Source organism: Shinella sp. 20P9.1.1 (genome assembly GCF_057798995.1).
The window spans coordinates 116,869-141,578 of the sequence record NZ_JBYOLC010000009.1 but is presented as its reverse complement, the minus strand read 5'-3'; the positions used below and the strand labels follow the sequence as shown (position 1 = coordinate 141,578).

Here is a 24,710-nt window from a genome sequence, read left to right as displayed (position 1 = left end):
CGGTTTGCCATGGCGCCTGACACGCTTTCGCAAACCGGTCTCGTCTATGTCTCCGACAGCGAGCCCGGAATCCGGCGCCAGCGTGCAGGCCGCAGTTTCTGCTATCGCCTGCCGGATGGTGCGCTCGTGCGGGATGCGGCGCTGAAGGCGCGCATATCCGCGCTTGGCTTACCACCGGCCTATGACAATGTCTGGATCTGCATCCACGACAACGGCCACTTGCAGGCCACCGGTTATGACGCGCGGGGGCGAAAGCAGTATCGCTATCATGCCGACTGGCAGGCGTTGAAAAGCGGTGACAAGTTCGGCCAGCTCATCGCTTTCGGCCGGGCGCTGCCGAAAATCCGCCGCGCGGTGCGGCGCGATCTCGACGGTGCACCGGGCGCGGTCGATACGATGCTGGCGGCGATCACCGTGCTGCTCGACGAGGCACAGTTGCGCGTCGGCAATCGCGCCTATGCGGAGGAAAACAAGACCTATGGCGCGACGACGCTGTTGAAACGCCACGTCAAGCTCGCTGACGGCCGCATCGAATTGCGCTTCACGGCAAAGGGCGGCAAGCGCGTGCAGCGCACGCTGAAACATCCGCGCCTGCAGCGCATCCTGGAAGACAGCGCCGATCTGCCCGGCCGACAGCTTTTCGTCTGGAAGGACGAGACGAACCTGGTGCGCCCGATCGATTCCGGCCGGCTCAACGGCTATCTCGCCGAAATCGCCGGCATCGCGGTCTCAGCCAAGACGTTCCGCACCTGGGCGGGGAGCCTTGCAGCCTTCGCCATGGCCCGCCAAGCCATCGAAGCGGGCGGGCGGCCGACGATCAAGGGCATGGCGAACGCCGCCTCCGAGGCCCTGCACAACACGCCGGCCATCGCCCGGTCGAGCTACATTCATCCTGATGTCATCGCGCTTGCCGAAACGCCCGAGACGCTGCGCATCGCCATGCGTCGCCCGCCGCTCGCCATCAAGGGATTGCGGGCGGAGGAGGAGCGGCTTCTGCGTTTCCTCGAAAACCGCCGCAACGCCCGCCGCCGCGCCGGCAAAAAAGCGCCGGCGGCGCGAACTGCGCAGCCGGCGGTATAAGCAGGTTTACGGAATCAGGCCGCGCGGCGTTCGTGGCGGCCTTCTTCGATCTCTTCCACGATCTTGGCCACGAAGGCGTCGAGATCCTCCGGGGAGCGCGAGGTAATGATGCCCTGGTCTGTCACCACCTTCTCGTCGTGCCACTCGGCGCCGGCATTGATGACATCCGTCTTGATCGATGCATAGGAGGTGGCCTTGCGGCCGCGCAGCGCATCGGCCTCGATCAGCAGCCAAGGTGCATGGCAGATCGCCGCGACGACCTTGCCGGAGGCGAGGAAGTCGCGCACGACGCGCATCGCCGTTTCGTCCTTGCGCAGCAGGTCCGGGTTGATCTGGCCGCCGGGCAGGACGAGCGCGTCGAAGGCGGTGGAGGAAACATCGGCCGCCGTCAAATCGACGTCGACCGTATCGCCCCAGTCTTTCTTGTCCCAGCTCTTGATCGGACGTTTTTCCAGCGAGGCGATGGAGACGGTCGCGCCGCGTTTCGTCAGCTCTTCCAGCGGCACGCGCAGTTCGGAGCGCTCGTAGCCGTCGGTCGCAAGAATGAGAATACGGGCTTCTTCGATGGAGGGCATGGGTTTTCCTTTCAAGTGTATGGGGTAGTGCCGCTGCCGTCAGGGACGGAGCGAGGGCACCTTGGCGGTGGAGTTCGGACTTGGATGCCGCCTTGAGGCGATAGCCTTCTCGGTGGCCGCGTCGGCATTGACTGAATTACGTTTCGTTTTGAGATGTTCGGGTAGGGCTACCTTTTCGAGGTCGGCGCGTTCGCGCGCTGCCTGTTCCCAGTGCTCTTGGTCCTTGCCATGCGGGCGGCCTTCCGCCTCCCACAGACTATAGGCACGTTTATTGATCCATTCCTGGCGTTCGTCGTCTTGCACGATTGATGTCCCTTCGAAGGTGTCAGCGGTCTATGCCGCCGTCCACGTGTTCACGCTGAAGCCGGCTTCCTTGGCGGCCTCGATAAAGGCCCGGCGGGCAAAAGCCGGGTCGTCGTCGCTGGTCAGCCCCTGCTCGCCGATGCTGGTCGCCGCCAGAAGAGCAGGGCCATCTTTTATCGGCCAGTGGTTTTTGAGGCAGAGGAGGGCGTCCCGCGTGCTGTGAACGCGCAGTACACGCCCGTCACCCTCAAGGATGACGGCCTCGTCCCACAGCCTGTCTGTCGCGTAGATCGTCATGTCACGCCCTCCACCGCCGGTTCGGCCGGAATATCGACAAGGCTGACGATGCCGACTACACGCCGCTCATCGTTGACAACCACGAGACGCCGCACCGCGAGATCGCGCATGCGGGCTGCGACAGTGGCCGTCTCGTCATTCTCGTTACACACCTCAGGCGATACGGTCATGAATTCGGCAAGGCCCGTCGAGGTCGAAAGCCCCTTGGCGAGCACCGAAACGACGATGTCGCGATCGGTGATGATACCGACGATGGCGCCGACGCCGGGCACCTCCACGGGGAGCGCGCCGACTTCGGTTTCCGCCATCAGACGGGCGGCCGACTGGGCCGTGTCATTGGGGGAGGCGGTGACGATCTGGGCGGAGATCACGTCCTTGACACGCATTCCCATCGCCTCCTTCAAAGCCTTCCATTGGACAGGCTGCGACCATGGACCGCTGCGGGCACGGCAATCTCGTCACGTCCCTGATCAAGCGGCAGATCGACCTGATGCGGCACGATGACCTGCGGCTCCCACGAATTGCGGCGTTTGCTGCGCTGGCTGGTTTCGGGATCCGTTTGGGGGGCGGGTTTGCGGGCGAGCGTTTTTTTCTTCTGGCGCACGTAAAACTCCTGCGAACTGAGTTGGTGTCTGAAACAAACGCCGAGGCCGGGCCATGGTTCCCGAAAAACACGGAACAGGATCGCTCCCGGAACATTCCTGTCGGGCTGTGCAACGGAGGAAATGCCATGCTTTTTGCAGGAAAGGTCGCTCTCGTGACAGGGGCTGGATCCGGGATCGGCAGGGCGACGGCAGAGGCCTTTGCCCGTCATGGTGCGAGCGTTGGGGTGCTCAGCCGAACCGAAGAAGAGGTTGAAGCCGTGGTGCACGATATCCGCGCCCTCGGCGGCGACGCCATCGCGCTGGTCGCCGATATCGCGGACGAGGCATCGATGCGGGCGGCGGTGGACCGGCTCGTGGGGGCTTTCGGCACTCTCGATATCGTGATCGCCAATGCCGGCATCAACGGCGTCTGGGCGCCGATCGAAGACCTGAAGCCCGCCGAATGGGACGAAACGATTGCTGTCAACCTGCGCGGAACCTATTTGACCCTGCATCTAACCGTGCCGCATCTCAAGGCCGCCGGAGAAGGCAGCATCGTCGTCGTCTCCTCCATCAACGGCACGCGCACCTTCACCACGCCGGGAGCCACCGCCTATTCCGCGACGAAGGCCGCGCAGCTTGCGATGGTGCAGCAGCTCGCGCTGGAACTCGGCAAGTCGCACATCCGCGTCAACGCCATTTGCCCTGGCGCCATCGAGACAGAGATCGACGACAACACCCGCCAGCGCGGAACGGACGAGACCGGCATCCCGGTGGTGTGGCCGCAGGGGCAAATCCCGATCTCGGCCGGCGAACCGGGCACGGCGGCGGACGTCGCCGATGCAATCGTCTTCCTCGCCTCCTCCAAGGCCCGCCACATCACCGGCGTGCCGCTTTGGATCGACGGCGGACAGGGGTTGTTGCGGTGAGTGCTGTCGCTTTGCGCCGATTGGGAATCGATAGAATTTGGAGAAGTCAGGGACGATCCGGAACTTATCGATGCCGGCCTCATTCTATCGCGTTGTATCGAAGGAGGATGCGATGAGCGAACAGTCCGATATCCAGCTGCATTTCGATGTGTTGAGTTGCCGTGCGATGCTGTCCTGCGAGGGCAGGGATTATGTGCTGCCGGATACCTATCCCACCAAGGAGGCCGCCGCGGCAGCGGCGAAGACTTTTGCATGGGAGCAGTTGGGCCTGAAAAGCGGCCGCGCTGCAAAACCCTCCGATCTTCCCGTTTTCCAGCGCTAGCGCCGGATCTAAATATTTGACCTTGCCTGTTCCCGCCCTATGTCCGTCGCGGCCCTCAGCTGTTTCGGCAGGGCGGGAAAAATTTGGTTGGACCGTTATCGATTGCGATCTTTCGCCGGGAAACCTCGCTAAAAAGCGATCCCGCAAGATCGGCGTATAAAAGGGGGTATGAATGCGGGTGGAAGACGGGCTGGAGGAGGCGGTCGACAGCCGTTATCCTTTCCTGAGCGGTGGCGGCGATGCCGCCCGTTTGATTTCCGCCTTCGACTGGACCCGCACCCCGATAGGCCCCGTCGACGGTTGGCCGCAGAGCCTCAAGACCACGGTCAGCATCATGCTGCGCTCCCCGGTGCCGATCGTCCTCCTCTGGGGCGAGGACGGCATCATGATCTACAACGATGCCTATTCGATCTTCGCCGGCGGGCGCCATCCGGCGCTTTTGGGCAGTAGGGTTCGCGAAGGCTGGCCCGAAGTTGCCGATTTCAACGACAATGTCATGAAAGTCGGCCTGGCCGGCGGAACACTTGCCTACAAGGATCAGGAGCTGACGCTGCTTCGCCACCGCGGCGAGCCTGAGCAGGTCTGGATGAATCTCGACTATTCGCCCGTGCTCGGCGAGGACGGCCGCCCGGCCGGCGTCATCGCCATCGTGGTCGAAACGACCGGCAAGGTGAAGGCGGAGGAGCGGCTGAAATCGGAAGGCGAGCGGCTGCGCCTGATGTTCGAGCAGGCGCCCGGTTTCGTGTCGACGCTTGTCGGGCCGGATCATGTTTTCGGTATTGCCAACAATGCCTATCGCCAGCTCGTCGACAACAGGGACATTATCGGCAAACCGCTGCGCGAGGCGCTGCCGGAGGTCGTGGAGCAGGGCTTCGTCGATATTCTCGACCGCGTGCTTGCCACGCGCCGCCCCTATGTGGGCAAGGGCGCGCGCGTGCTCCTGAAGCGCCGCCACGACATGGCGCCGGACGAGCGTTTCCTGGACTTCATCTACCAGCCGGTCTTCGACGAAGACGGCAGGCCGACCGGTGTCTTCGTGCAGGGTCACGATGTGACCGAACAGAAGACGGCCGAGGACGCGCTGCGGGAAAGCGAGGCCCGCTTCCGCCTTGCCGCGGACAACGCGCCGGTCATGCTCTGGATGGGCGACGAGAACGGCAAGTGCCTCTATCTCAACGCGGCAAAGCGCGCCTTCTGGGGTGTCGCGCCGGAGGAGATCGACGGTTTCGACTGGAACACCACGGTGCATCCCGATGACCGGCAGAGACTGGCCGAGGTTTTTCAGGATGCGATGCGCCGGCAGGTGCCGTTCGTCGTCGAGGCCCGCTATCGCCGCAAGCTCGGCTGCTACCGTCTGCTGCGTACGGATGCGCAGCCGCGTTTCGGGGCGGGCGGCGAATTTCTCGGCATGATCGGCGTCAATGTCGATGTGACCGAAGTCCGGGCCGAGGACATCAGGCGCAATGCGTTGATCGAGCTGACGGACCGTTTCAGCCAGCTCACCGAGCCTGCCGACATCGCGTTTGCGGCAGCGGAAATGCTGGCCCGTGTACACAATGTCAGCCGCGCCGGCTATGGCACGATCGACCTCGTCGCTGAAACGATCACCATCGAGCGCGACTGGAACGCGCCCGGCGTCAAGACGATTGCCGGCGTGCTGAACTTTCGCGAATATGGCACCTATATCGATGACCTCAAGCGCGGCGAGACGGTGGTCGTGGCGGATGCGGAACAGGATCCGCGCACCCAGGCGACGGCCGAGGCGCTGAAGGCGATCAAGGCGCGGGCCTTCATCAATATGCCGGTGACGGAAGCCTCCGGGCTCGTGGCACTTCTCTACCTCAATCATGAGGACGTGCGCGAATGGTCGGCGAGCGAACTGGATTTCGTGCGCGACGTCGCAGCCCGCACCCGCAGCGCCGTAGAGCGGCGGCGGGCGGAGCAGAAGCTCGAGCAGCTCGCCAATTCGCTGGAGCGGCAGGTCGGCGAACGCACCGCGGAGGTCAACCGCCTCTGGCGCAATGCGCGCGACCTACTTGTCGTGACCGGCGAGGACGGCACGATCCGCTCCGTCAATCCCGCCTGGTCCGAGGTGCTGGGTTTTTCGGCGCGCGAAAGCGTCGGCCGGCGCCTCGGCACGTTCGTGCGGCAGGAGGATGCGGCGCAATTCCTGGCCGGCGACCGTCGGTTCGGTTCGGAGGAGCGGGAGGTGCGCTTCCGGCATTTCGACGGGTCCGTGCGGTGGATTTCCTGGCGCATCTTCGCCGAAGAGGGCCTGACCTTCGCCTATGGCCGCGACGTGACCGGCGAGCGCGAACAGGCGCGGGCGTTGGCCGAAGCCGAGGAATTGCTGCGCCAGGCGCAGAAAATGGAATCCATCGGCCAGCTGACCGGCGGCGTCGCGCATGACTTTAACAACCTGCTCCAGGTGATCTCGGGCAATCTTCAGCTGCTCGGCAAGGACATTGCCGGCAATGCGCGCGCCGAACAGCGTGTGGCCAATGCCATCGCCGGCGTCAGCCGCGGCTCCAAGCTCGCCAGCCAGCTGCTCGCCTTCGGCCGCCGGCAGGCGCTGGAGCCGAAGGTCATCAATATCGGCCGCTTCGTCGCCGGGCTTGAGGACCTTTTGCGCCGCACGATCGGCGAGGCTATCGAGATCGAGACGATCCGCTCCGGCGGCCTCTGGAACACCTTCGTCGATCCGCTTCAGATCGAGAATGCCGTGCTCAATCTCGCGATCAATGCGCGCGATGCCATGAAGGGCGTCGGCAAGCTGACCGTCGAGGTCGGCAATGCCTATATCGACGACGCCTATGCAAGGCAGCATGCCGATATCAAGCCCGGCCAATATGTGCTCGTCGCGGTGACGGATACCGGCGAGGGCATGGCCGCGGATGTGGTGGAACGGGCCTTCGAGCCGTTCTTCTCCACGAAGCCCGCCGGCAAGGGCAGCGGTCTCGGTCTCTCCATGGTCTATGGTTTCGTCAAGCAGTCCGGCGGCCATATCAAGATCTACAGCGAGCCGGGCGAGGGCACGACCGTGCGCATCTATCTGCCGCGCTCGCTGGAAGAGGAGGACCGCCTCGCGGAGGTCGATTACGGCCCGATCATCGGCGGCACGGAAACCGTGCTGGTCGCGGAGGACGACGACGAGGTGCGCGCCACCGTCGTCGAGATGCTCGGCGATCTCGGCTATTCCGTGCTGAAGGCGCGCGATGCGGCGAGCGCCCTGACCGTCATCGAAAGCGGCGTCGGTATCGATCTTCTCTTCACCGACGTCGTGATGCCCGGCCCGCTGCGCAGCCCTGATCTCGCCCGCAAGGCGCGTGAGCGCCTGCCTGGCCTCGCGGTGCTGTTCACCTCGGGCTATACGGAAAATTCCATCGTGCATGAGGGCCGGCTCGATGCCGGTGTCGAGCTTCTGCCGAAACCCTATACGCGCGAGGCGCTGGCCCGAAAGCTGCGCGCGACACTTGCCGGTCGTAAACCGGTTCCGCCGAAGACGGAAACGCCGGTGCCCGAACCGGAAAAGCAACCTGAAAAGCCGCGGCGGCTCAGCATTCTCCTGGTCGAGGACGATTTCCTGATCCGCCTCAATGCGGTCGATCTCGTGCAGGAACTCGGTCATGAGGTGATCGAGGCGACGACCGCAGAGGAGGCATTGCCGCTTCTCAAGAGCCGCGCCTTCGACGTGCTCCTCACCGATGTCGGCCTGCCGGGCATGTCGGGCACGGACCTGGCGATCCGCGCTCGCGAGGTAAGGCCGGATGTTGGCGTCATCTTTGCCACAGGCCACAGCGACCTGCCGGCCCTTGCCGTCGGTCGCCCTGCCGTCCTCTTGCAAAAGCCCTATGACGCCAAGGAGATCGCGACGGCACTTGCCGCGACGGGCGTGTGAGGCTCGGGGAACATTGGGCGGCCTCGATAGTTTGACGGAAAACCGTCAACAGGAGACCGTACCATGCCTGCAAAATCCAAAGCGCAGCAGAAGGCTGCCGGCGCCGCGCTCTCGGCAAAACGCGGCGAGACCAAGAAAAGCGAATTGAAAGGTGCTTCGAAGAGCATGGAGAAATCCATGTCGGAAAAGGAGCTGAAGGAGATGGCCTCGACCAAGCGCAAGGGCAAACCCGAGCACGACTCGAAATCGGCCTGAAGCGGGAGAAAGCCATGCGCGTCATGATCGTCGAGGACGAATTTCTCATCGCCAGCCTGTTGGAAAGCGTGGTGCATGACAGCGGCCACGAAACCCTCGGGCCGGTCTCGACTGTCGAGCAGGCGCTCGCCTATGCGCCGCGCGCCGACATCGCGCTCGTCGATCTCGGCCTTTCCGACGGCAACAGCGGTCACCTGCTCGCCCGCCGGCTGATCGACCGTTTCGGCATCGACGTCATCTTCGTCACCGGCGATCCCGGCTCGCTGCCCTACGGGTTCGACGGCGCCTTGGCGGTGATCGCCAAGCCTTTCCGCGACGAGGAGATAACCGAGGCGCTGCAACGGGCGATCGACAAGCGCAGCCGCTCGGTCGCCCGGCGGGCCGCGCCCTAGAGGTCAGCCGGGGTCGCATCCAAACCCAGCGGATCGGCGACGCGCGGCCAGAGACCGGCGCTCGCCTTGCGATAGGCCGTCGTTGCCGGGTCGGTCGGGTAGGAGGTGGGGGCAGCGATATAGACGATCTCGGAGGCCACAGGCTGGAAGCCGGCGTGGAAATGGTTCGTCGACTTCACCAGCAGGAAGGCTTTCTGCGAAAAATCCACGCCCTGGTTGGAGAAGATATCCGGCTCATAGGTCTGGGTGCGGCTGGTGATCAGCACGATGTCGATCGTCGTGCCGACCGGCCGGATCACCGCCGTTCTGCCGAGCGTCACGCGGCTGTTGCGAAAGCTTTGCCAGCCGGCGTCGAAGACCTGTTCCACGGTGACGCGCAGGTCCAGCGGTTCGCCGCCTTCGGGACCGGATTTGCCGCCGAAGCGCAGTGCCAGTTCCGCCCCCTTGCCGGCCGCATGGCAGAAGGAGACGGCGATCGGATCCCAGATCGTCGCGACGGCAACGTGTTCGAAGTGGCGCTCGATCATGCGCCGCAGGATGAAGGTCGCATCACCTGCGACCCCGCCGCCCGGATTGTCCCAGACATCGGCGATGACGACGGGCCTTTGCGGATGTGCCGCCCGGATCGCCAGCGCCCTGTCGAGGCCGGCTTCCGTATCGAGCATCGGCATCGCCGTCTTCCTGCGCAGGCCGTAAAGCTCGTGGCCGAGCGCCTGCGCCAGGGCGTCGCCCTTCGCCTTGTCGCCATCGGTCACGACGACGATGCGCGTGCCCATATCCGGCACGTCGCCGGCCATGAAGCCGTGGATGACGGAGAGGGAGAGAATGCCGTCCTTGCCCTCCATCGCCTTCAGCCGGTCGACGAAGGAGCGCATCGGTTCGCGGCTCGTCGGGTAGATGGTGATCATGCGGCAGTCGAAGGTAGAGACGACGGGGCGGATCTCGCCCTTCAGCGTGCGCAGCGCCAGCTCCACCACATGCTCGCCGCGCTCCTCGAAATCCGTATGCGGAAATTCGAGGAAGGCCGCCATCAGGTCGAGATTGGCGACGCGCCTGGCGGTGAGGTGGCTGTGCGGATCGAATTCCACCGCAATCAGGACCTGCGGCCCGACGAGCGCCCGGATGCGTTCCAGAAAATCGCCCTCCGGGTCGTCATAGCCCTGCGCCACCATCGCGCCATGCAGGCCCAGAATGACGGCATCGACCGGCAGCGCGGCGGTGAGCTCGCCGAGGATCTGGTCGCGCAGCGTCTCGTAGGTCTGGCGCTGGATGAGGCCGGCGGGCTCTGCCCAGCAGGCGGTCCCCTCGATCACCGTAAAATCCTCCGCTCGGCCGCGCCGGCGCAGGATCGGCACGACCGAGGAGCAGAGCGTCGGCGTCTCCGGATGTTCGCCCGGTCCAGCATAGAAGGCGGCCTTGAACGAATTCATATCCGTCGGCACCGGCGAGAAGGTGTTGGTTTCCGTTGCAAGCGAGGCCGTAAAAATACGCATCTATAAGGCTCCCGATAGGGTTTTGGCGCACAGTCTCGACGACTGCGAAATTTATTTTCTAATTGTTGGGAAATGCAATGAAAGTCAATCGGTTAGCCGATTACACGCCGCATGAAGTTCCGCGTTATTGATATCCTCCCGAGGCAGTGAGATTTTCTCCGCTCCAAAAGAGTGGTCTGATCAAGGTGAGAGCAGAATGTCGTCTTCCGTCAGGGCGCTACGTCGGGTTTGACGGGCCTGTTCGGCAGCGGCGTAGACTGAGATCGTGAAAATAACCGCATAGAAACAGACGCGATTTTCTCGCATGTTGACTGATACGCCGCTCCTTCGGGCTCGTTTCGTCGAAAATTTCTGCAAAAAAACGGAACGAAGCCCGGCCGTTCGTGCGCGTTGCCATGGTTGGAGTATCGCTTGTGCGGCTTGATAAACCCGCCATCCGTGATATTTCTCCCGCAACTGAGAAAATCATTTTCATCATGTGCCCGCGGGAGACGGAAACGATGGACCTTTTTCACGTCCTGTCGGACGAGGATGGAAAGCTGTCGGGCCTCGACAGGCGGCTGGCGCAGGTCGCGCTCGACGACGTGGATTTCGTGGTCAATGCCTCGATCGGCGACATGGCCGCGCGGGCCGGCGTCTCGCCGCCCACCGTCACTCGCTTCTGCCGCCGGCTCGGCTGCAAGGGCTATCCGGATTTCAAGGTGCAACTTGCCGGGCTCACCTATGTCGGCCTGCGCTATGTAAAGCCTGAGGTCGCGACCGAAACGCCGGGCGAGGTGGCCGCGGACATTGTTGCCAAAGCGCAGAACGCGCTGTTCCAGCTGCATCGCCAGCTCGATTTCGCGGCACTCGAAACGGCCGCCCGCCTGCTGGGCGGAGCCGATTTCATCCAGGCCTTCGGCGCCAGCGGCAATTCGGCGATGATAGTCAACGAACTGCACAACCGGCTTTTCCGCCTGGGATGCCGGATCAGCGCCTCGAACGATCACAATATGAATGCGATGCTGTCCGCCGCCGCCCAGCCGGGCACGGTGGTGTTCGGCTCTTCGTTCACCGGGCGCGACATGGCGCTCGTGCATTGTCTCGAGCTTCTGCGCGAGCGGGGTGTGCCGAGCATCGTCATCACGCAGAGCGGTTCGCCCGTGGCGGCGGCGGCCGATGTCGTCATCGCCGTCGATCTGCCGGAGGGCCGCAACATCTTCCGCCCCACGTCGACGCGCTACGCCTACCTCGCCGTCATCGACATGCTCGCCAATCTCGTCGCCTATGCCGAACGCAACAGGGCGCTGAAGACGCTGCGCGGCATCAAGCAGGAGCTGGTCAGCCATCGCGACGGCGACGATCGGCAGCTGCTCGGGGATTGACGCCGCGCGGCCCATCGGCTTTGCATGGGCCATGTTGCTTCCCTCGCTCAATGCCATCAGGGTTTTCGAGGCCACGGCCCGGCTCGGCAGCCTGAAGGCCGCCGCCGCGGAGCTTGGACTTTCCCCCTCCGCCGTCAGCCGCCACATCGCCTCGCTGGAGGACACGCTGGGCGCCCGGCTGTTTACCCGCGGCACGCGCGGCGTCACGCTGACGGGGCGCGGCGAAAGCTATGCCCATCGCCTGTACGAGGCCTTCCGCATCATCGAGACGGCGACGGAGGAGGCGGCGGTGCATGGCAAGGTGCGGCCCAACCGCGCCCGCTTCATCACGCTCGGCGGCGAGACCACCTTCATCAGCCTGTGGTTGGTCGATCGCCTGGAGCAGTTTCGTACCCTGCATCCCGAGTTCGAATTCGAGGTCTCGACATCCTCCGCCAATGAGATCGGCGACAGCGACCTCTTCATCTTCTCCGAATTCGAAAACCACAACGACCCGTCCTTCAAGCCGCTGCTGCCGCTCACCATCATGCCCGTCTGCGCGCCGGCGCTGCTTCGCGAGCGCCCCATCCGCGTGCCCGCCGATCTCGTCGGCCACCGCCTGCTGCACGAGGGCACCACGGCGTGGTGGGAGGAATGGCTGGTACGCGAAGGCGTAACGTCGAATGCGGCGGTGAAGGCCGGCGCGATGTTCCACGATCCCATCCTGCTGATGCGCGAGGCGGTGAAAGGCGGCGGCATTGCGTTGGCCGATACGATCATGGCGGAGGATTTCCTCGCGCGCGGCGAGCTGGTCGCGCCGCTGCCGAGCCGCCATCGGCTGAAGGCCGGTTATTATCTGCGCCAGCGTGTCGGAGCTGCCGGCAAACCGGGGATTCGCCTCTTCCGCGATTGGCTGGACGGGCAGATCGAGATGCACAAGCGCAGCATGGATCTCGTCTGATCCCTCCGTACAGGTGAGTTTTCCGCACCTCGGCATGCGGAAATGATATTTGTCGCGACGGTCTTTCTCCCCGACCATCCCGCCCGAGTGAGGACAGGGAAGAGACCATGACAGGATACAGACATTCGGCAATGCCGGCTTTGGCCGGGAGGCTTTTGGGAAGCGCCGCCTTCGGCCTCACGCTTCTCGGCTCCAGCGCCGCTTTCGCGGCCGGCGAGCTCAATATCTACAATTGGGGCAACTACACCAACCCGGACCTGGTGAAGCGCTTCGAGGAGAAATACGACGTCAAGGTCACCGTGACCGACTACGATTCCAACGAGACGGCGCTGGCCAAGGTGCGCCAGGGTGGTCACGGCTTCGACATGGTCGTGCCGTCGAGCTACGCCATGGAGGTCTGGATCGGCGAGGGACTGCTGCTCCAGTCCGAGCCGAACCAGATGGAGAACTTCAAGAACGTCGATCCGAAATGGGTGGACGTGCCCTTCGATCCCGGCCGGCACTATTCGGTGCCGTGGCAATGGGGCGTGACGGGCGTCATGGTCAACAAATCCATCTACAAGGGCGATCCGAACACATCGGCGATCTTCCTCGATCCGCCGCCGGAGCTGGCCGGCAAGCTGAACATCATCCCGGAAATGTCCGACGTGATGTTCCTCGCCATTCACTATGCCGGCGGCAAGGTCTGCGAGAGCGACCTCACCGTTCTCAAGAAGGTGCGCGACCTGCTGGTGGCGGCAAAGCCGAAATGGCTGGCGGTGGACTACGGCACGATCGAGCAGGTCTCCAAGGGCGATTTCGCCGGCGGCACGTCGTGGAACGGCGCGACCTTCCGCGCCCGCCTGCTCAATCCCGATGTCGTCTTCGGTTATCCCAAGGAAGGATATCCGCTGTGGACAGACAGCCTCGCCATCCTGAAGGATGCGAAGAATGTCGAGAACGCCAAGCTCTTCCTGAACTTCGTGATGGATCCGGAAAACGCCGCGCTGATCTCCGCCTTCGCCCGCTACGGCAACGGCATCATGGGTTCGGAAAAGTTTATGCCCGCCGACATGCGGGATGCGCCCGAGCTGAACATTCCCGAGGCGCTGAAGGCCGCCGGTGAATTCAGCATCGCCTGCCCGCCGGATGTGCAGGCGCTCTACACGAAGATCTGGACCGACGTCCTGAAATGACCGACGCTGTACCGCACCGTCGCCGTCCGGTCGGACGCGACGGCGCGGTGCGTTCTTGCTATCGTCCAGCGGCTTTTTGAAATTCGGAATCTGCCATGAACCTTTCAGACTATTGCAGCCACGACGCCACCGGTCTTGCCGATCTGGTGCGTCGCGGAGACGTCTCCGCCCGCGAACTGACGGAGGCCGCACGTGCCGCGCATGAGAAGGTCGATCCTGATATCAACGCCGTCGTCGAATTCTACGACGATGCCGAGGCGGTGAGCGGCCCGCAGCAGGGCGCCTTTGCCGGCGTGCCCTTCCTGCGCAAGGACATCGGCTCCGCCGAGGCCGGGCGCTTGCAGGAATTCGGCAGCCGCTTGATGAAGGGTAACGTCGCGACGCTCGACAGCTATTACACGACCCGCGCCAAGCGATCGGGCCTGCGTTATGTCGGCCGCAGCGCGGTGCCGGAATTCGCCTTTGCCGGTTTTACCGAAACCTTGCTCGAGGGCATCACCCGCAACCCGTGGAACCTCGACCGCTCAGCCGGCGGTTCTTCCGGCGGGGCGGCCGCGGCGGTGGCGGCGGGTGTGGTCCCGATGGCGCATGCTTCCGATGGCGGCGGCTCGATCCGCATTCCCGCCGGCTGGTGCGGCCTCGTCGGCCTCAATCCCTCGCGCGGCCGGGTTTCCGGCGGGCCGGATGGTCAGGATTCGCTGTTCGGCCTGGCGCGTGAATTCGTCGTCTGCCGCACGGTGCGCGACATGGCCGCCGCCCTCGATGTGTTTTCCGGTCCCGAGCCGGGCGATCCCTTCATCATCGCGCAGCCGGAACGGCCCTATCGCGAAGAATTGCAGCGTCCGACCGGCAAGCTGCGCATCGGCCTGGCGCGCACCGCCTGGGGCCGGGTGCCGATCGCGGCGGACGTGCTGGCCGTTCTCGACGAGACGGCGGCACTTCTGGCCGCCATGGGCCACGAAATCGAGGAGATTTCCGCGCCGGCCGCCCCCGAGGACATCATGGTCGGCGTCATGGGCGGCTTCAATCTCGGCCTTGCCGACATGCCGGCCCTTGCCCGCTCGCTCGGCAAGCCGCTCGACGGCACGACGGTCGAGCCCGTGCTGCTGAAGCTGACGGAACAGACGCTCGCCATGTCGCCGGCCGAGATCGTCAATGTCTTCGAGGTCATGCGCAAGATCCGTCATGATGTCGCGATCGCCACGCAGCGCTTCGATATCCTGCTGACGCCGACGACGCCGGTGACGGCCCCCGAGCACGGCCGCTTCGCGACGACGCGGGAAGACCTGTCGGCCGCCGACTTCTCCGAAGGCGACACAACGCTGTTCACCTTCCTTGGCACCTTCAATGCCACCGGCCAGCCCTCCGTCAGCCTGCCGCTCGGTCTCGACGGCAACGGCATGCCCATCGGCATCCAGGTCGTCGGCCGCTTTGCCGACGAGGCGACGCTGGTCCGCGTCGCGCGCGATCTCGAAGAGGCCCGTCCGTGGAGCGGTCTTCGCGCACCGGTGCATGCCGCCCGCTGAAACGAAGAGAACCCCGTCGCTGTGGCGGGGTTCTCCAGATGCTCGACGAATTCTTCACGCTTGCGGCACGCTACAGGACGGCAGCAGAACGCGGTGGTGACTTGCAGGGCGATAAGCCGCAGGAACCTGTTGATCCCCCTTGGAAAATGCCGCACGATCCCTCTCTCTGGGAGGACATGATCATGGACACGACACCGGCCCCTTTCGGCTCCGAACCGGCGCCTTTCCTCGATTGTGCGGACCGCGCCTGGGCGCGCCATGCCATCGGCATTCTGGAGGGTGACGCCCGCCGGTCGGCGGATACGCATCTCGTCAACCCGGTGTTCAAGGGCCTCAAGGGCATCTCGATCTATCTCAAGGACGAGAGCACCCATCCGACGGGCAGTCTGAAGCACCGGCTCGCCCGCTCGCTGTTCCTCTACGGCATCTGCAACGGGCGGATCTGCAAGGGCACGACGCTGGTCGAGGCCTCCTCGGGCTCGACGGCGGTGTCGGAGGCCTATTTCGCCAATCTGCTGGAACTGCCCTTCATCGCCGTCATGCCGCGCAGCACCAGCAAGGCGAAGATCGATGTCATCGAGCGTTTCGGCGGCCGCTGCGCCTTCGTCGACCGCCCGGCGGAGGTCTATGACACCGCCACGCGCATCGCGGCCGAGACGAACGGCCACTATCTCGACCAGTTCACCAATGCCGAACGCGCCACCGACTGGCGCGGCAACAACAACATCGCCGAGAGCATTTTCGGCCAGATGGAGCGCGAAGCCTATCCGGTGCCGAGCTGGGTCATCATGGGCGCCGGCACGGGCGGCACCTCGGCCACCATCGGCCGCTACATCCGCTATCGCAACCTCGCGACGCGGCTCTGCGTGACCGATGTCGAGAACTCGGTGTTCTACGATGCCTGGAAGGACCGCGATCCGGACGCCACCTGCGCGACGCCGTCACGCATTGAAGGCGTCGGCCGCCCGCGCGTCGAGCCGTCCTTCATCCCGACGGTCATCGACCATATGATCAAGGTGCCGGACGCCGCCTCGATTGCCGCCGCCCATGTGCTGTCCGATCGGCTGTTCCGCCGGGTGGGCGCGTCCACCGGCACGAATTTCTTCGGCCTGCTCTCGATTGCCGAGGGCATGATGACGGAGGGACGCGAGGGCTCGCTCGTCACGCTGATCTGCGACAGCGGCGACCGCTACGCCGGCACCTATTTCAATGCCGACTGGCTGGCCCAGAACAAGATCGACATCGCCCCCTGGTGCCACGCCATCGAGACCTTCCTCGACACGGGAACCTTGAGGATGCCGTAGGTCACGCCTTGCGGCCGACGCGCGGATAGCTCGACGTAAAAATCTGTTCGAGCGGCGGGTGGCCGTAGGTACGGTCCGGGTAGCGGGTGAGCAGCCCGTCGAACTGGCGCTGGGCGCGGGCCTGTTCCGCTGCAGCATCGAAGCCGGGAATGACCCCGTCGACCATGACGAAGCGGCCGTCGATGACGACGGTGCGCACGTCGCGGCCTGAGGAATTCATCATCAGCGTCTGGATCGGATCGATGACATGGCCGATGCGGTCATGGCCCATGTCGATGACGATCATGTCCGCCTTGGCGCCCGGCTGGAGGCGGCCGAGATCGGGACGGCGCAGCGCATCGGCGCCGCCGAGCGTCGCGGCATCGAAATAATGCTCCGAGCGCACGCTCTCGATGGAGGCATCCATCACGCGCGACACCATGATGCCGACCTGCATGTTCTGGATGAAATCCGGCGGCCAGGTATCGGTGCCGAGCCCGATGCGCACGCCCATTGTGCGGAACTTGCTGAAGCTGTCCATGAAGCCGCCGTGGCGGGCCGAGACGATGGGGCAATGCACCAGCGTGGCGCCGGCCTTGGCGAGGATATCGAGGTCGCGCCCGGCGCGCGCCACGTTGCGCGTGCCGGCGACGAGTTCGCCATGCGGCAGCAGCGTGCGCTCGGACAGCACGCCGAGGCTGTCGAGCCATTCGAGCGGCGTCGCGTCATGCACCGCGACGATGCGGTCGAATTCGAGCTCCGACTGGCAGCAGTGCAGCCGCACCGGCACGTCGAGATCGTTGCCGGCCGCGGCGGTGCGGCGCAGGAATTCGGCGGTGCCGGTCTCGATGCGGTCGGGCGCCAGCATCGCGCGCACCAGCGGTGAGGCCATCGCCTCGATACGCTCGGCAAAGGCCACGGCGCCGGCGAGATTGGCAAGGCCGCGTTCCTCGTCGAAATAGAAGCCGATCTTGCCTTCGTCGTCGACGAAGCTGTTGCCGGCGCGATAGGCCGGGCCGAGATAGACGCGCAGGCCAAGATCGTGCGCGGCGTGGGCGGCGGCGGAGAACTCGCCGTCGGTTTCCGCCCATTCGCGGTAGAACAGCGAGGCGATGGGCAGCGCCGTCGTCACGCCGTTGCGGATGAGCTGGGCGAAGGCATAGCGCTTCTGGAAGGCCAGCTCCTCCGGCGTGTACATCTCGTAGGGGCCGCGATCCATGTAGCTCTTCGGCCAGACGCGGCCGGTGCGCCAGGAGGGCTGGTTGTCGAAGGCGAGCACCGTCGTGTCGAGGTCGGACAGCGCGTCGAGATCGATGAAGCCGGGCGAGAGAATGGCATTGCCGCAATCAATGCGATGGGCGACCTCGCCGGGATAATCATGGCCGACGAAAGTGACCGTATCCCCTTCGAAGACAACGCAGCCGTCGTCATAGAGCACATGGCGGCCGTCCCGGTGGCCGACGACCCAGCGCGCGCTCATCAGGACCGGGCCGGCAAGGCGTCCGGAATGCGGAAGTGTCGTCATGGACTGGTTCCCGATTGTATTAGATTGTGTTTCTTATTGCATACAAGAAAACGATGTCAATCAGCCGCGCCGTCACCGGAGCAGTGCCCGGTAGGCGCGCGGCGACAGGCCGCGCAGGCGGCGGAGATGACCGCCTCCTCAGCGAGGTGGAGACGCTGTCGCCGCGCCGGGAAGGTTCCCGCCTAGCGCTGTTTTTTCGGCGGCGCGGCGGGAAGGACGTCGAGCCGTTCGTCACTGAGGCTGCCATCCGCCTCCACGACCGCCTGCCAGCGCCGGTTGCCGCAGCGGACCGAAAGCCGCCAGCGGCCGGCATCCTCGCCTTCGCCGCGCTCGACGCGGGACGAGACGAGGCCTCGCCGCATCATGTCGCGGAAGGTCGCGACCGGCCAGCCGAAACGGGCGGCAAGCATGTCCGCCGGCAGCAGGAACTCGCCGTTCTCGTCCTGTGCGAGAGTGAGGGGTACGGTCACGTCAGCGCCTCCCGGGAGATCGGCAGAACGTTCATGGAATCCTCGCCGCGATGGAAGGCGATGGCGAGGCGGAAGGAATGGGCGATGCGCAGCGCCCGGTCGAGAAAGAGATCGGCCACTTCGGGTGGGCAGAGGCGTTCGACGGTTGCGCGAAACAGGGAAAGCCAGCGCTGGAAATGCGCCTCGCCAAGCTCGGGAATGGAAAGGTGCGGCGGCAGCGGCCGGCCCTCGTAGCGGCCGGTGCGCAGGAGCGTTGCGGACCAGAAATCGCACATTTGGGCGAGATGTCCAGGCCAGTCCTCTGCCGCGACAATGCCGGTGAAGACGGGGCCGAGCAGCGCGTCCTTGCGGATTTCGTCGTAGAAGCCGTGCACGACGGCGTGGATCATCGTCTCGTCGAGCATCTCGGGCAGCCGCTTGCCGTCGATGACGATGGTACGTTCGGGCGCGGTCCGGCCTTTCATGGGCTCACCTCGGGCATGGTCCAGTCCTTTCATCAGGCCGCGACGGCGTCGAGGCCGAGCAGCGGGCCGAGCGCGGCGCGATTGCGCACGATATCGGCGAGTGTGTATCGATCGAGCACGGCGAGGAAGGCGGCGAGCGCTTCGTGCAGCATGCCCTTCAGCCGGCATGCCGGCGAGATCGCGCAACCGCTGCCGCCCTCGGCCTGCATGCATTCGGCAAGCGAAAACGCCTCCTCCGTTGCCCGCACCAGCGCGCCGATGCCGATGGTTTCGGGCGCCTTGGCGAGCCTTATGCCGCCGGTCCGGCCGCGCGTCGTCTCGACGAGGCCGATATCCCGCAATGTCTGCGCCACCTTGAGAAGGTGGTTGCGCGAGAGCCCGTAGGCCTCTGCCACATCGCCGACTGTGCAGAGCCCATCCGGTCGTGCCGTCATATAGATCAGCATGCGGAGCGCATAGTCGGTGTGCAGCGTCAGGCGCATGATGCGGTCTTTCGGAAAACGGGTTGCATCATAAAAAGTATTTCGAATACCACTTTTAGCGCAAGCCGAGCCGCGCTGAAAGCGCCAAGGCGTCGCAGCCGATGGCGAGGAGCGCGATGGCGCGTTTTCCACGACTGCGGCTTGAAGGGTGACTGCGATGGGTGACGCGACAGCCAAGCTTTTCCGTCGCTGCGGGCGCTTTTCCCAACGAGAAGAAACCTTGCCGTTGGCCGGGAAAAGCGAAGAAAAGCGCGCAAGGGTTGCGTTTACGGCGGGACGAACAACTCGATCGATCAAATGCTTAATATAATCTTTACCATCCGTTTATATCCCTTTGAGTGAACGCGCTCTGAATGATCCGCTCAGACATCGTTCAGGGTGCATGCCCGAATATGCAACGCAGAAGCCGCTGTGGCTTGCGAGAGGAAGAATCATGAAGATTATTGGTGCTATGATCGGCGTTCTCGGCTTTGCGGCCGTTGCCCATGCAGATGACATTTCGCTCGGTGTGCCGGGCTACGGCGGCAGCGGCTGCCCCTCCAACAGCGTCTCGGCGACGCTCAGCCCCGATTCCAAGTCGCTCAGCCTGCTGTTCGACGAATATATCGTCCAGGCCGGCGGTGACACCGGCAAGTCGCTGGACCGCAAGACCTGCAACGTCGCGATCCCGGTTCACGTGCCGCAGGGCCGTAGCGTTTCGGTTCTGGCCATCGACTACCGCGGCTTCAATCAGCTGCCGCGCGGCGCCCGTTCGCAGTTCAGCGTGGAATATTTTTTCGCCGGCTCGCGCGGTCCGTCCTTTGCCAAGACCTTTACGGGTCCGAAGGAAGCCGACTACCTGATCACCAACAAGCTGGTGGCCGATGCGCTCGTCTGGTCGCCCTGCGGCCAGGACGTCAACCTGCGCACCAATTCCTCGATCCGCGTCTCGACGACGCGCAACCAGGAAGCCATGGCAACGGTCGATACGCAGGACGTCAAGGCTGCGATCATCTACCAGCTGCAGTGGCGCAAGTGCCGCTAAGCGGTTAAGAACGGACTGCGCGAATCGGGGCGGCCTGTGGGCCGCTCCCTTGTAAATCACTAAGACCGGGTGAAGTTTTGACGGTTCTGAAACATGCAAATCGTGCCCTGATCCTGACGGGTCTCGTACTCGCGGCGGGTTCCGCCCAGGCTGCCAACGGCTGTGCGCCGGGCACCTTTTCCACGACCCTGTCACCGGACAGGAATTCCACCAGTTTCCTCTTCGATTCCCTCTTCGCCATCAGCGACCGCACGCAAGGCTCAAGCCGCACGACCTGTTCGCTCTCCGCGCCGGTCACGCAGGCCAAGGGTTATTCGGTGTTCTCCGTCGATTATCGCGGCTTCACCACCAAGACCGGCGACCAGACGGTGACGCTCGACGGCGGCAAGAAGGGCGATCGCGTTCGTCTCTACAATCCGGACGGCGAGGTTTCCGAGGATTACGAAATCAACCGCCGCATGGGCACGGTCGATTCCGAAACGCTCGATCTCTCCATCCTGCTGACGGCGGAAGGTCAGGACGGCGATCTCGACGCCGCCCAGATATTCCTGGATACGCTCGACGTTTCGCGGATCGGCTTCACGACCCGCGAATCCGTCAAGGGATCGCTGGACGGCCTTGCCGAGCAGCGCCGCTCGCTTCTGGCTGGCGCCGATACCGTGGCCGGTCGCATTCTCGGCCTGACCGATCCCTTCGCCGGCGACGACTATATCTCCGCCTTTGCCGGCACCGAGGGCATGGTGGGCTTCAATGCGCGGTGGAACGCGACGGAAGAGATCACCCTGATGGGCGGCCTGGCCGGCTATGATGCGCGCCGGACCGGCACCGATGCCGACAACATGCTGATCGCCGCGGCTTCCGCACGCTATGCCGTACCGCTCGACGGCGGCTGGAAGGCCTTTGGCGAGGTCGGCATCTGGGGCTCGCCGGATGTCGAGGCGAAATATACGCGCGACTACATCAATGCCGGCAAGCTCGTTTCCCGCAGGAATGACGCCTCGGGCTCGCTGATTGGCGGTCATGTGCGGGTCGGCGTCGCCTATGCGCCGGATACGCAGAACGAGTTCACAGCGGCCGTACGGCTTTCCCGCTCGGCGCTCGATGTCGCGTCCTATGCGGAAACGCCCGATGCCGACAATCTCTTCGCCGCGGCCCTTTCCGGCAAGAGCACGGTTGCCGATACGGCCGACGTCACGGTCATGTGGACGCATGCTTTGAACCCGGCGGTCGACTATTCGCTCTTCGCCACCGCCGGCCAGACCTTTGGCAATGGCGATGCCGTCAAGGCGGATGTCGATTGGGTCGGCCAGGCGACGGGCGGTTGGGAAGCGCGCCGTTTCGGCTCGGTCGGTGCCCGCGTCGGCTGGAAGTTCCACGAGAACTGGGCGGTCGATACGCGCGCCAGCCTCACGGTCGCCGAAGAGAGCAAGCCGCGCTGGAATGCCGGCCTGCAACTCAAGGCGAGTTTCTGATCTGAAACAAGAGGGCGGCCATAGGGCCGCTCTCTTCGTTTCGAGTACTTCATAAAATCAGTAGAAATTATTTTCTCGTTCTCTGGCCATTCCGGAGAGCGAAAGTTCCCGTTCGCGCTGCCCAATAAATCGCCATTCGTTGTTCACGAAAGCGGCATTTGCGATTTTGCTTCCCAGAAACCGGGTCGGTTTCGAGCGTCGATCCTCCCAATCGCGAAAGCAGGCAATCATGTTGACTATCATCAAAAACCGTCTCTCCCGCCGCGTGGCGCTCGCAGCCATCGCCGTTGCCGCCGTGTCCGTCTCGGTCCTCTCCGTTTCCGGCCCCGCCGTTGCGGAGGACAAGAAGGACCTGAAGGTCGGCATCATCTCCGGTGAGGATGAGGATGTCTGGCGCGTCGTCACCGCCGAGGCCGCCAAGAAGGGCCTGACCATCGAAACCGTCGTCTTCAACGATTACACCCAGCCGAACGAAGCGCTGGAGCGCGGCGAGATCGACGCCAACGCCTTCCAGCACCTGCCGTATCTGGAAAACCAGATCAAGACGAACGGCTACAAGATCGTGCCCGTCGGCTATACCGGCGTCTGGCCGATCGGCCTCTATTCCAACAAGCACAAGACCCTTGCCGACCTGCCGGAAGGCGCCGTCGTCGGCGTGCCGAACGATCCGTCCAACGAGGGCCGGGCGCTGCGCGTGCTGCAGAACGAAGGCCTGATCAAGCTCAAGGACGGCACGGGCATTCTGGCGACCATCGCCGATATCGCCGAAAACCCGAAGAAGCTCGAGATCAAGGAACTCGACGCCGGCATCGTCGGCCGTTCGGTGGAAGATCTCGATGCGGCCGTGGTCAACACCGACTGGGCGCTGAAGAGCGGTCTCACCCCGGAAAACCGCATCGCGCAGGAGCCGGTCGCCGACAATCCGTATCGCAACTTCATCGCCGTGCGTGAAGAATCCAAGGACGAGCCCTGGGTCAAGCCGCTGGTCGAAGCCTATCAGAACGACGCCGTGAAGGCCGAATTCGACCGCGTCTACAAGGGCACGGGCATCAGCGCCTACTAAGGCACAGGACGGCCGATCCGGCAGCCCGCGACGCGCTGAAACGCCGTCGCGGGCTGTCTTGGCATTTGCGGAAGGACGCGCAATGAACTCACATGTGACCTGGAAGGCGGCCTCCGCCGCGACCGAAGAGGCGGATGTCATCCGCCTTGCGGACGTGCGCCGGCGTTTTGGCGAGACGGCGGCGCTGGATGGCGTGACGCTCAATGTCCGCCGCGGCGAGATCCTCGGCATCATCGGCCGCAGCGGTGCGGGCAAATCGACGCTGATCCGCTGCCTCAACGGGCTGGAACGGCCGGACAGCGGCACCATCGAGATCGAAGGCCGCGAGATCACCGGACTTGGCGAGGCCGATCTCCAGCCGCTGCGCCGCCGCATCGGCATGATCTTCCAGCACTTCAACCTGCTTTCCGCCAAGACGGTCGAGGAGAATGTCGCCCTGCCGCTGAAGATCGAGGGCTGGCCGAAGGCCAAGCGTCTCGCGCGCGCCGCCGAACTGCTGGAACTCGTCGGCCTCTCGGACAAGGCGAAGGCCTATCCGTCGGAACTCTCCGGCGGCCAGAAGCAGCGCGTCGGCATTGCCCGCGCGCTTGCCGCCAAGCCCGCGCTGCTGCTCTCCGACGAGGCGACCTCCGCGCTCGACCCGGAAACCACGCGCTCGATCCTGACGCTGCTGAAGGACATCAACCGCAAGCTCGGCCTCACCATCCTGCTCATCACCCATGAGATGGAAGTGGTGCGCGGCATCGCCGACCGCGTGACCGTGCTCGATGCCGGCCGCGTCGTGGAGGAGGGGCCGGTCTGGCAGGTCTTTTCCCGCCCGCAAGCCGAGACCACGCGCAGCCTGTTGAGCGGCATCCGCCCGCAGCTTCCCGCCTATATCGCCGAAAAGCTGACGGCGGATGTCGGCGGCGAGGCGATCCTCGGCGTCGATATTGCCGGCCCCGCCGCCACCGGCCCGCTGTTCCAGGGGCTGTCGCAGGAATTCCCCGGCGGCTACCGTCTCATCCATGGCGGCGTCGATCATATCCAGGAGCAGGCCGTTGGCCGCTTCTTCCTCGCGGTGCCGGCTGAAAACACCGCCGGTCTCGTGTCCTATGCAGAGCGCCTCGGCGCCCAGGTGGAGGTCCTCGGCCATGTCGCCGATCATGCTTGAACTTCTCGTCCGCTCGCTCTGGGAAACCGTCGTGATGACGGCCGCCTCCGGCATCATCTCGCTGGTCTTCGGCCTGCCGCTCGGGCTGGCGCTGGTGGCCACCGCGCGCGGCGGCATCGCGGAAAACCTCTGGGTCAACCGCATGCTCGGTGCCGTCATCAACGGCTTCCGCTCCGTGCCCTTCATCATCCTGCTCGTCGCGCTCATTCCGGTCACGCGCCTCATCGTCGGCACGTCGATCGGCACCTGGGCGGCCATCGTGCCGCTGTCGATTGCCGCCACACCCTATTATGCGCGCATCGCCGAAGTGTCGCTGCGCGAGGTCGATCGCGGGCTGATCGAGGCCGTGCGCGCCATGGGCGGCAATCGCTGGACGATCGTGCGTGAGGTGCTGATCCCCGAGGCGCTGCCCGGCATCGTCGCGGGCTTTACCGTGACGCTCGTCACGCTCATCGGCGCCTCGGCCATGGCCGGCGCCATCGGGGCCGGCGGTCTTGGCGATCTCGCCATCCGCTACGGCTACCAGCGTTTCGAAACCTCCGTGATGGTGGCCGTCGTCGCCGTGCTGATCGTCATGGTCTGCGGCATCCAATGGATCGGCGACCGCTGGGTGGCCAAGCTCGATCATCGCGGGTGAGTGA

26 protein-coding genes are annotated in these 24,710 nt (G+C 64.5%); 16 read left to right on the top strand and 10 right to left on the bottom strand.

Features of this window, described 5'->3' with window-relative positions:
* The first annotated feature begins 9 nt into the window (after window positions 1-9).
* The gene (locus AC27VQ_RS16915; protein WP_488717172.1) at window positions 10-1,080 is read left to right on the top strand and encodes a DNA topoisomerase IB; all 1,071 of its coding nucleotides are present in this window, start codon (window positions 10-12) and stop codon (window positions 1,078-1,080) included.
* Window positions 1,081-1,094: 14 nt separating this feature from the next.
* On the opposite strand, the gene AC27VQ_RS16910 is transcribed toward AC27VQ_RS16915, so the two are convergent.
* From AC27VQ_RS16910 to AC27VQ_RS16890, 5 genes are read right to left on the bottom strand one after another with little or no spacing between them, the layout of a single operon-like run.
* Window positions 1,095-1,655 (bottom strand): type 1 glutamine amidotransferase domain-containing protein, encoded by a 561-nt coding sequence (locus tag AC27VQ_RS16910; protein WP_488717171.1) that lies wholly within the window; start codon window positions 1,653-1,655, stop codon window positions 1,095-1,097.
* 39 nt (window positions 1,656-1,694) lie between these two features.
* Entirely contained in the window at window positions 1,695-1,958 is a 264-nt protein-coding gene (locus AC27VQ_RS16905; protein WP_313530290.1) for a DUF2934 domain-containing protein, read from the bottom strand.
* Between the two features lie 30 nt (window positions 1,959-1,988).
* Window positions 1,989-2,249: a DUF982 domain-containing protein gene (locus AC27VQ_RS16900; RefSeq protein ID WP_409530395.1), complete on the bottom strand. Its 261-nt coding sequence runs from the start codon at window positions 2,247-2,249 to the stop codon at window positions 1,989-1,991.
* 2 nt (window positions 2,250-2,251) lie between these two features.
* Complete coding sequence (locus AC27VQ_RS16895; protein WP_488717170.1) at window positions 2,252-2,641, bottom strand: CBS domain-containing protein; 390 nt, start codon at window positions 2,639-2,641, stop codon at window positions 2,252-2,254.
* Between the two features lie 14 nt (window positions 2,642-2,655).
* Window positions 2,656-2,859: a hypothetical protein gene (locus AC27VQ_RS16890; RefSeq protein WP_488717169.1), complete on the bottom strand. Its 204-nt coding sequence runs from the start codon at window positions 2,857-2,859 to the stop codon at window positions 2,656-2,658.
* Window positions 2,860-2,985: 126 nt separating this feature from the next.
* Here AC27VQ_RS16890 and AC27VQ_RS16885 point away from each other — a divergent pair, with 126 nt between their 5' ends.
* From AC27VQ_RS16885 to AC27VQ_RS16865, 5 genes are all read left to right on the top strand, one after another.
* On the top strand, window positions 2,986-3,768 hold the full coding sequence (locus tag AC27VQ_RS16885; RefSeq protein WP_488717168.1) for an SDR family oxidoreductase: 783 nt from the start codon (window positions 2,986-2,988) through the stop codon (window positions 3,766-3,768).
* Window positions 3,769-3,880: 112 nt separating this feature from the next.
* Complete coding sequence (locus AC27VQ_RS16880) at window positions 3,881-4,090, top strand: hypothetical protein (RefSeq protein WP_488717167.1); 210 nt, start codon at window positions 3,881-3,883, stop codon at window positions 4,088-4,090.
* 172 nt (window positions 4,091-4,262) lie between these two features.
* Entirely contained in the window at window positions 4,263-7,988 is a 3,726-nt protein-coding gene (locus AC27VQ_RS16875; RefSeq protein ID WP_488717166.1) for a PAS domain S-box protein, read from the top strand.
* A gap of 63 nt (window positions 7,989-8,051) precedes the next feature.
* Complete coding sequence (locus AC27VQ_RS16870) at window positions 8,052-8,243, top strand: DUF3008 family protein (protein ID WP_421592826.1); 192 nt, start codon at window positions 8,052-8,054, stop codon at window positions 8,241-8,243.
* Between the two features lie 14 nt (window positions 8,244-8,257).
* On the top strand, window positions 8,258-8,635 hold the full coding sequence (locus AC27VQ_RS16865) for a response regulator (RefSeq protein WP_313530305.1): 378 nt from the start codon (window positions 8,258-8,260) through the stop codon (window positions 8,633-8,635).
* Here AC27VQ_RS16865 and AC27VQ_RS16860 read toward each other — a convergent pair.
* Complete coding sequence (locus tag AC27VQ_RS16860) at window positions 8,632-10,128, bottom strand: M81 family metallopeptidase (protein WP_488717165.1); 1,497 nt, start codon at window positions 10,126-10,128, stop codon at window positions 8,632-8,634. The genes AC27VQ_RS16865 and AC27VQ_RS16860 overlap by 4 nt on opposite strands.
* A 500-nt stretch (window positions 10,129-10,628) precedes the next feature.
* Here AC27VQ_RS16860 and AC27VQ_RS16855 point away from each other — a divergent pair, with 500 nt between their 5' ends.
* The 5 genes from AC27VQ_RS16855 to AC27VQ_RS16835 all read left to right on the top strand — a co-directional run bounded on the left by AC27VQ_RS16855 (window position 10,629) and on the right by AC27VQ_RS16835 (window position 16,437).
* Window positions 10,629-11,492: a MurR/RpiR family transcriptional regulator gene (locus AC27VQ_RS16855; protein WP_488717164.1), complete on the top strand. Its 864-nt coding sequence runs from the start codon at window positions 10,629-10,631 to the stop codon at window positions 11,490-11,492.
* 31 nt (window positions 11,493-11,523) lie between these two features.
* Complete coding sequence (locus AC27VQ_RS16850) at window positions 11,524-12,432, top strand: LysR family transcriptional regulator (RefSeq protein WP_421592823.1); 909 nt, start codon at window positions 11,524-11,526, stop codon at window positions 12,430-12,432.
* Between the two features lie 107 nt (window positions 12,433-12,539).
* On the top strand, window positions 12,540-13,607 hold the full coding sequence (locus AC27VQ_RS16845) for an extracellular solute-binding protein (protein WP_488717163.1): 1,068 nt from the start codon (window positions 12,540-12,542) through the stop codon (window positions 13,605-13,607).
* A 95-nt stretch (window positions 13,608-13,702) separates the two neighbouring features.
* Window positions 13,703-15,133, top strand: coding sequence for an amidase (locus AC27VQ_RS16840; RefSeq protein ID WP_488717162.1), 1,431 nt, complete (start codon window positions 13,703-13,705; stop codon window positions 15,131-15,133).
* Between the two features lie 182 nt (window positions 15,134-15,315).
* On the top strand, window positions 15,316-16,437 hold the full coding sequence (locus tag AC27VQ_RS16835; RefSeq protein ID WP_488717247.1) for a PLP-dependent cysteine synthase family protein: 1,122 nt from the start codon (window positions 15,316-15,318) through the stop codon (window positions 16,435-16,437).
* 1 nt (window position 16,438) lies between these two features.
* On the opposite strand, the gene AC27VQ_RS16830 is transcribed toward AC27VQ_RS16835, so the two are convergent.
* The 4 genes from AC27VQ_RS16830 to AC27VQ_RS16815 form a co-directional block, all read right to left on the bottom strand.
* Window positions 16,439-17,941 (bottom strand): amidohydrolase family protein, encoded by a 1,503-nt coding sequence (locus AC27VQ_RS16830; protein WP_488717161.1) that lies wholly within the window; start codon window positions 17,939-17,941, stop codon window positions 16,439-16,441.
* A 182-nt stretch (window positions 17,942-18,123) separates the two neighbouring features.
* Complete coding sequence (locus AC27VQ_RS16825) at window positions 18,124-18,411, bottom strand: DUF6522 family protein (RefSeq protein ID WP_488717160.1); 288 nt, start codon at window positions 18,409-18,411, stop codon at window positions 18,124-18,126.
* Complete coding sequence (locus AC27VQ_RS16820; protein ID WP_488717159.1) at window positions 18,408-18,875, bottom strand: group III truncated hemoglobin; 468 nt, start codon at window positions 18,873-18,875, stop codon at window positions 18,408-18,410. Before AC27VQ_RS16820 ends, AC27VQ_RS16825 begins: the two co-directional genes overlap by 4 nt.
* 32 nt (window positions 18,876-18,907) lie before the next feature.
* Window positions 18,908-19,357, bottom strand: a complete 450-nt coding sequence (locus AC27VQ_RS16815; protein WP_488717158.1) for an Rrf2 family transcriptional regulator — start codon at window positions 19,355-19,357, stop codon at window positions 18,908-18,910.
* A gap of 433 nt (window positions 19,358-19,790) precedes the next feature.
* On the opposite strand from AC27VQ_RS16815, the gene AC27VQ_RS16810 reads away from it, so the two are divergent.
* From AC27VQ_RS16810 to AC27VQ_RS16790, 5 genes are all read left to right on the top strand, one after another.
* Complete coding sequence (locus AC27VQ_RS16810; protein ID WP_313531953.1) at window positions 19,791-20,381, top strand: DUF4360 domain-containing protein; 591 nt, start codon at window positions 19,791-19,793, stop codon at window positions 20,379-20,381.
* 77 nt (window positions 20,382-20,458) lie between these two features.
* On the top strand, window positions 20,459-21,853 hold the full coding sequence (locus AC27VQ_RS16805; RefSeq protein WP_488717157.1) for a DUF4360 domain-containing protein: 1,395 nt from the start codon (window positions 20,459-20,461) through the stop codon (window positions 21,851-21,853).
* A 229-nt stretch (window positions 21,854-22,082) separates the two neighbouring features.
* Window positions 22,083-22,916 carry a MetQ/NlpA family ABC transporter substrate-binding protein gene (locus tag AC27VQ_RS16800; protein WP_488717156.1) on the top strand — a complete coding sequence of 278 codons (834 nt, stop codon included), beginning with the start codon at window positions 22,083-22,085 and terminating at the stop codon, window positions 22,914-22,916.
* An 82-nt stretch (window positions 22,917-22,998) separates the two neighbouring features.
* Window positions 22,999-24,069 carry a methionine ABC transporter ATP-binding protein gene (locus AC27VQ_RS16795; protein WP_488717155.1) on the top strand — a complete coding sequence of 357 codons (1,071 nt, stop codon included), beginning with the start codon at window positions 22,999-23,001 and terminating at the stop codon, window positions 24,067-24,069.
* A complete protein-coding gene (locus tag AC27VQ_RS16790; protein ID WP_488717154.1) occupies window positions 24,050-24,706 on the top strand; it encodes a methionine ABC transporter permease in 657 nt (218 codons plus the stop codon). The genes AC27VQ_RS16795 and AC27VQ_RS16790 overlap by 20 nt, the downstream gene beginning before the upstream one ends.
* Window positions 24,707-24,710: the final 4 nt, after the last annotated feature.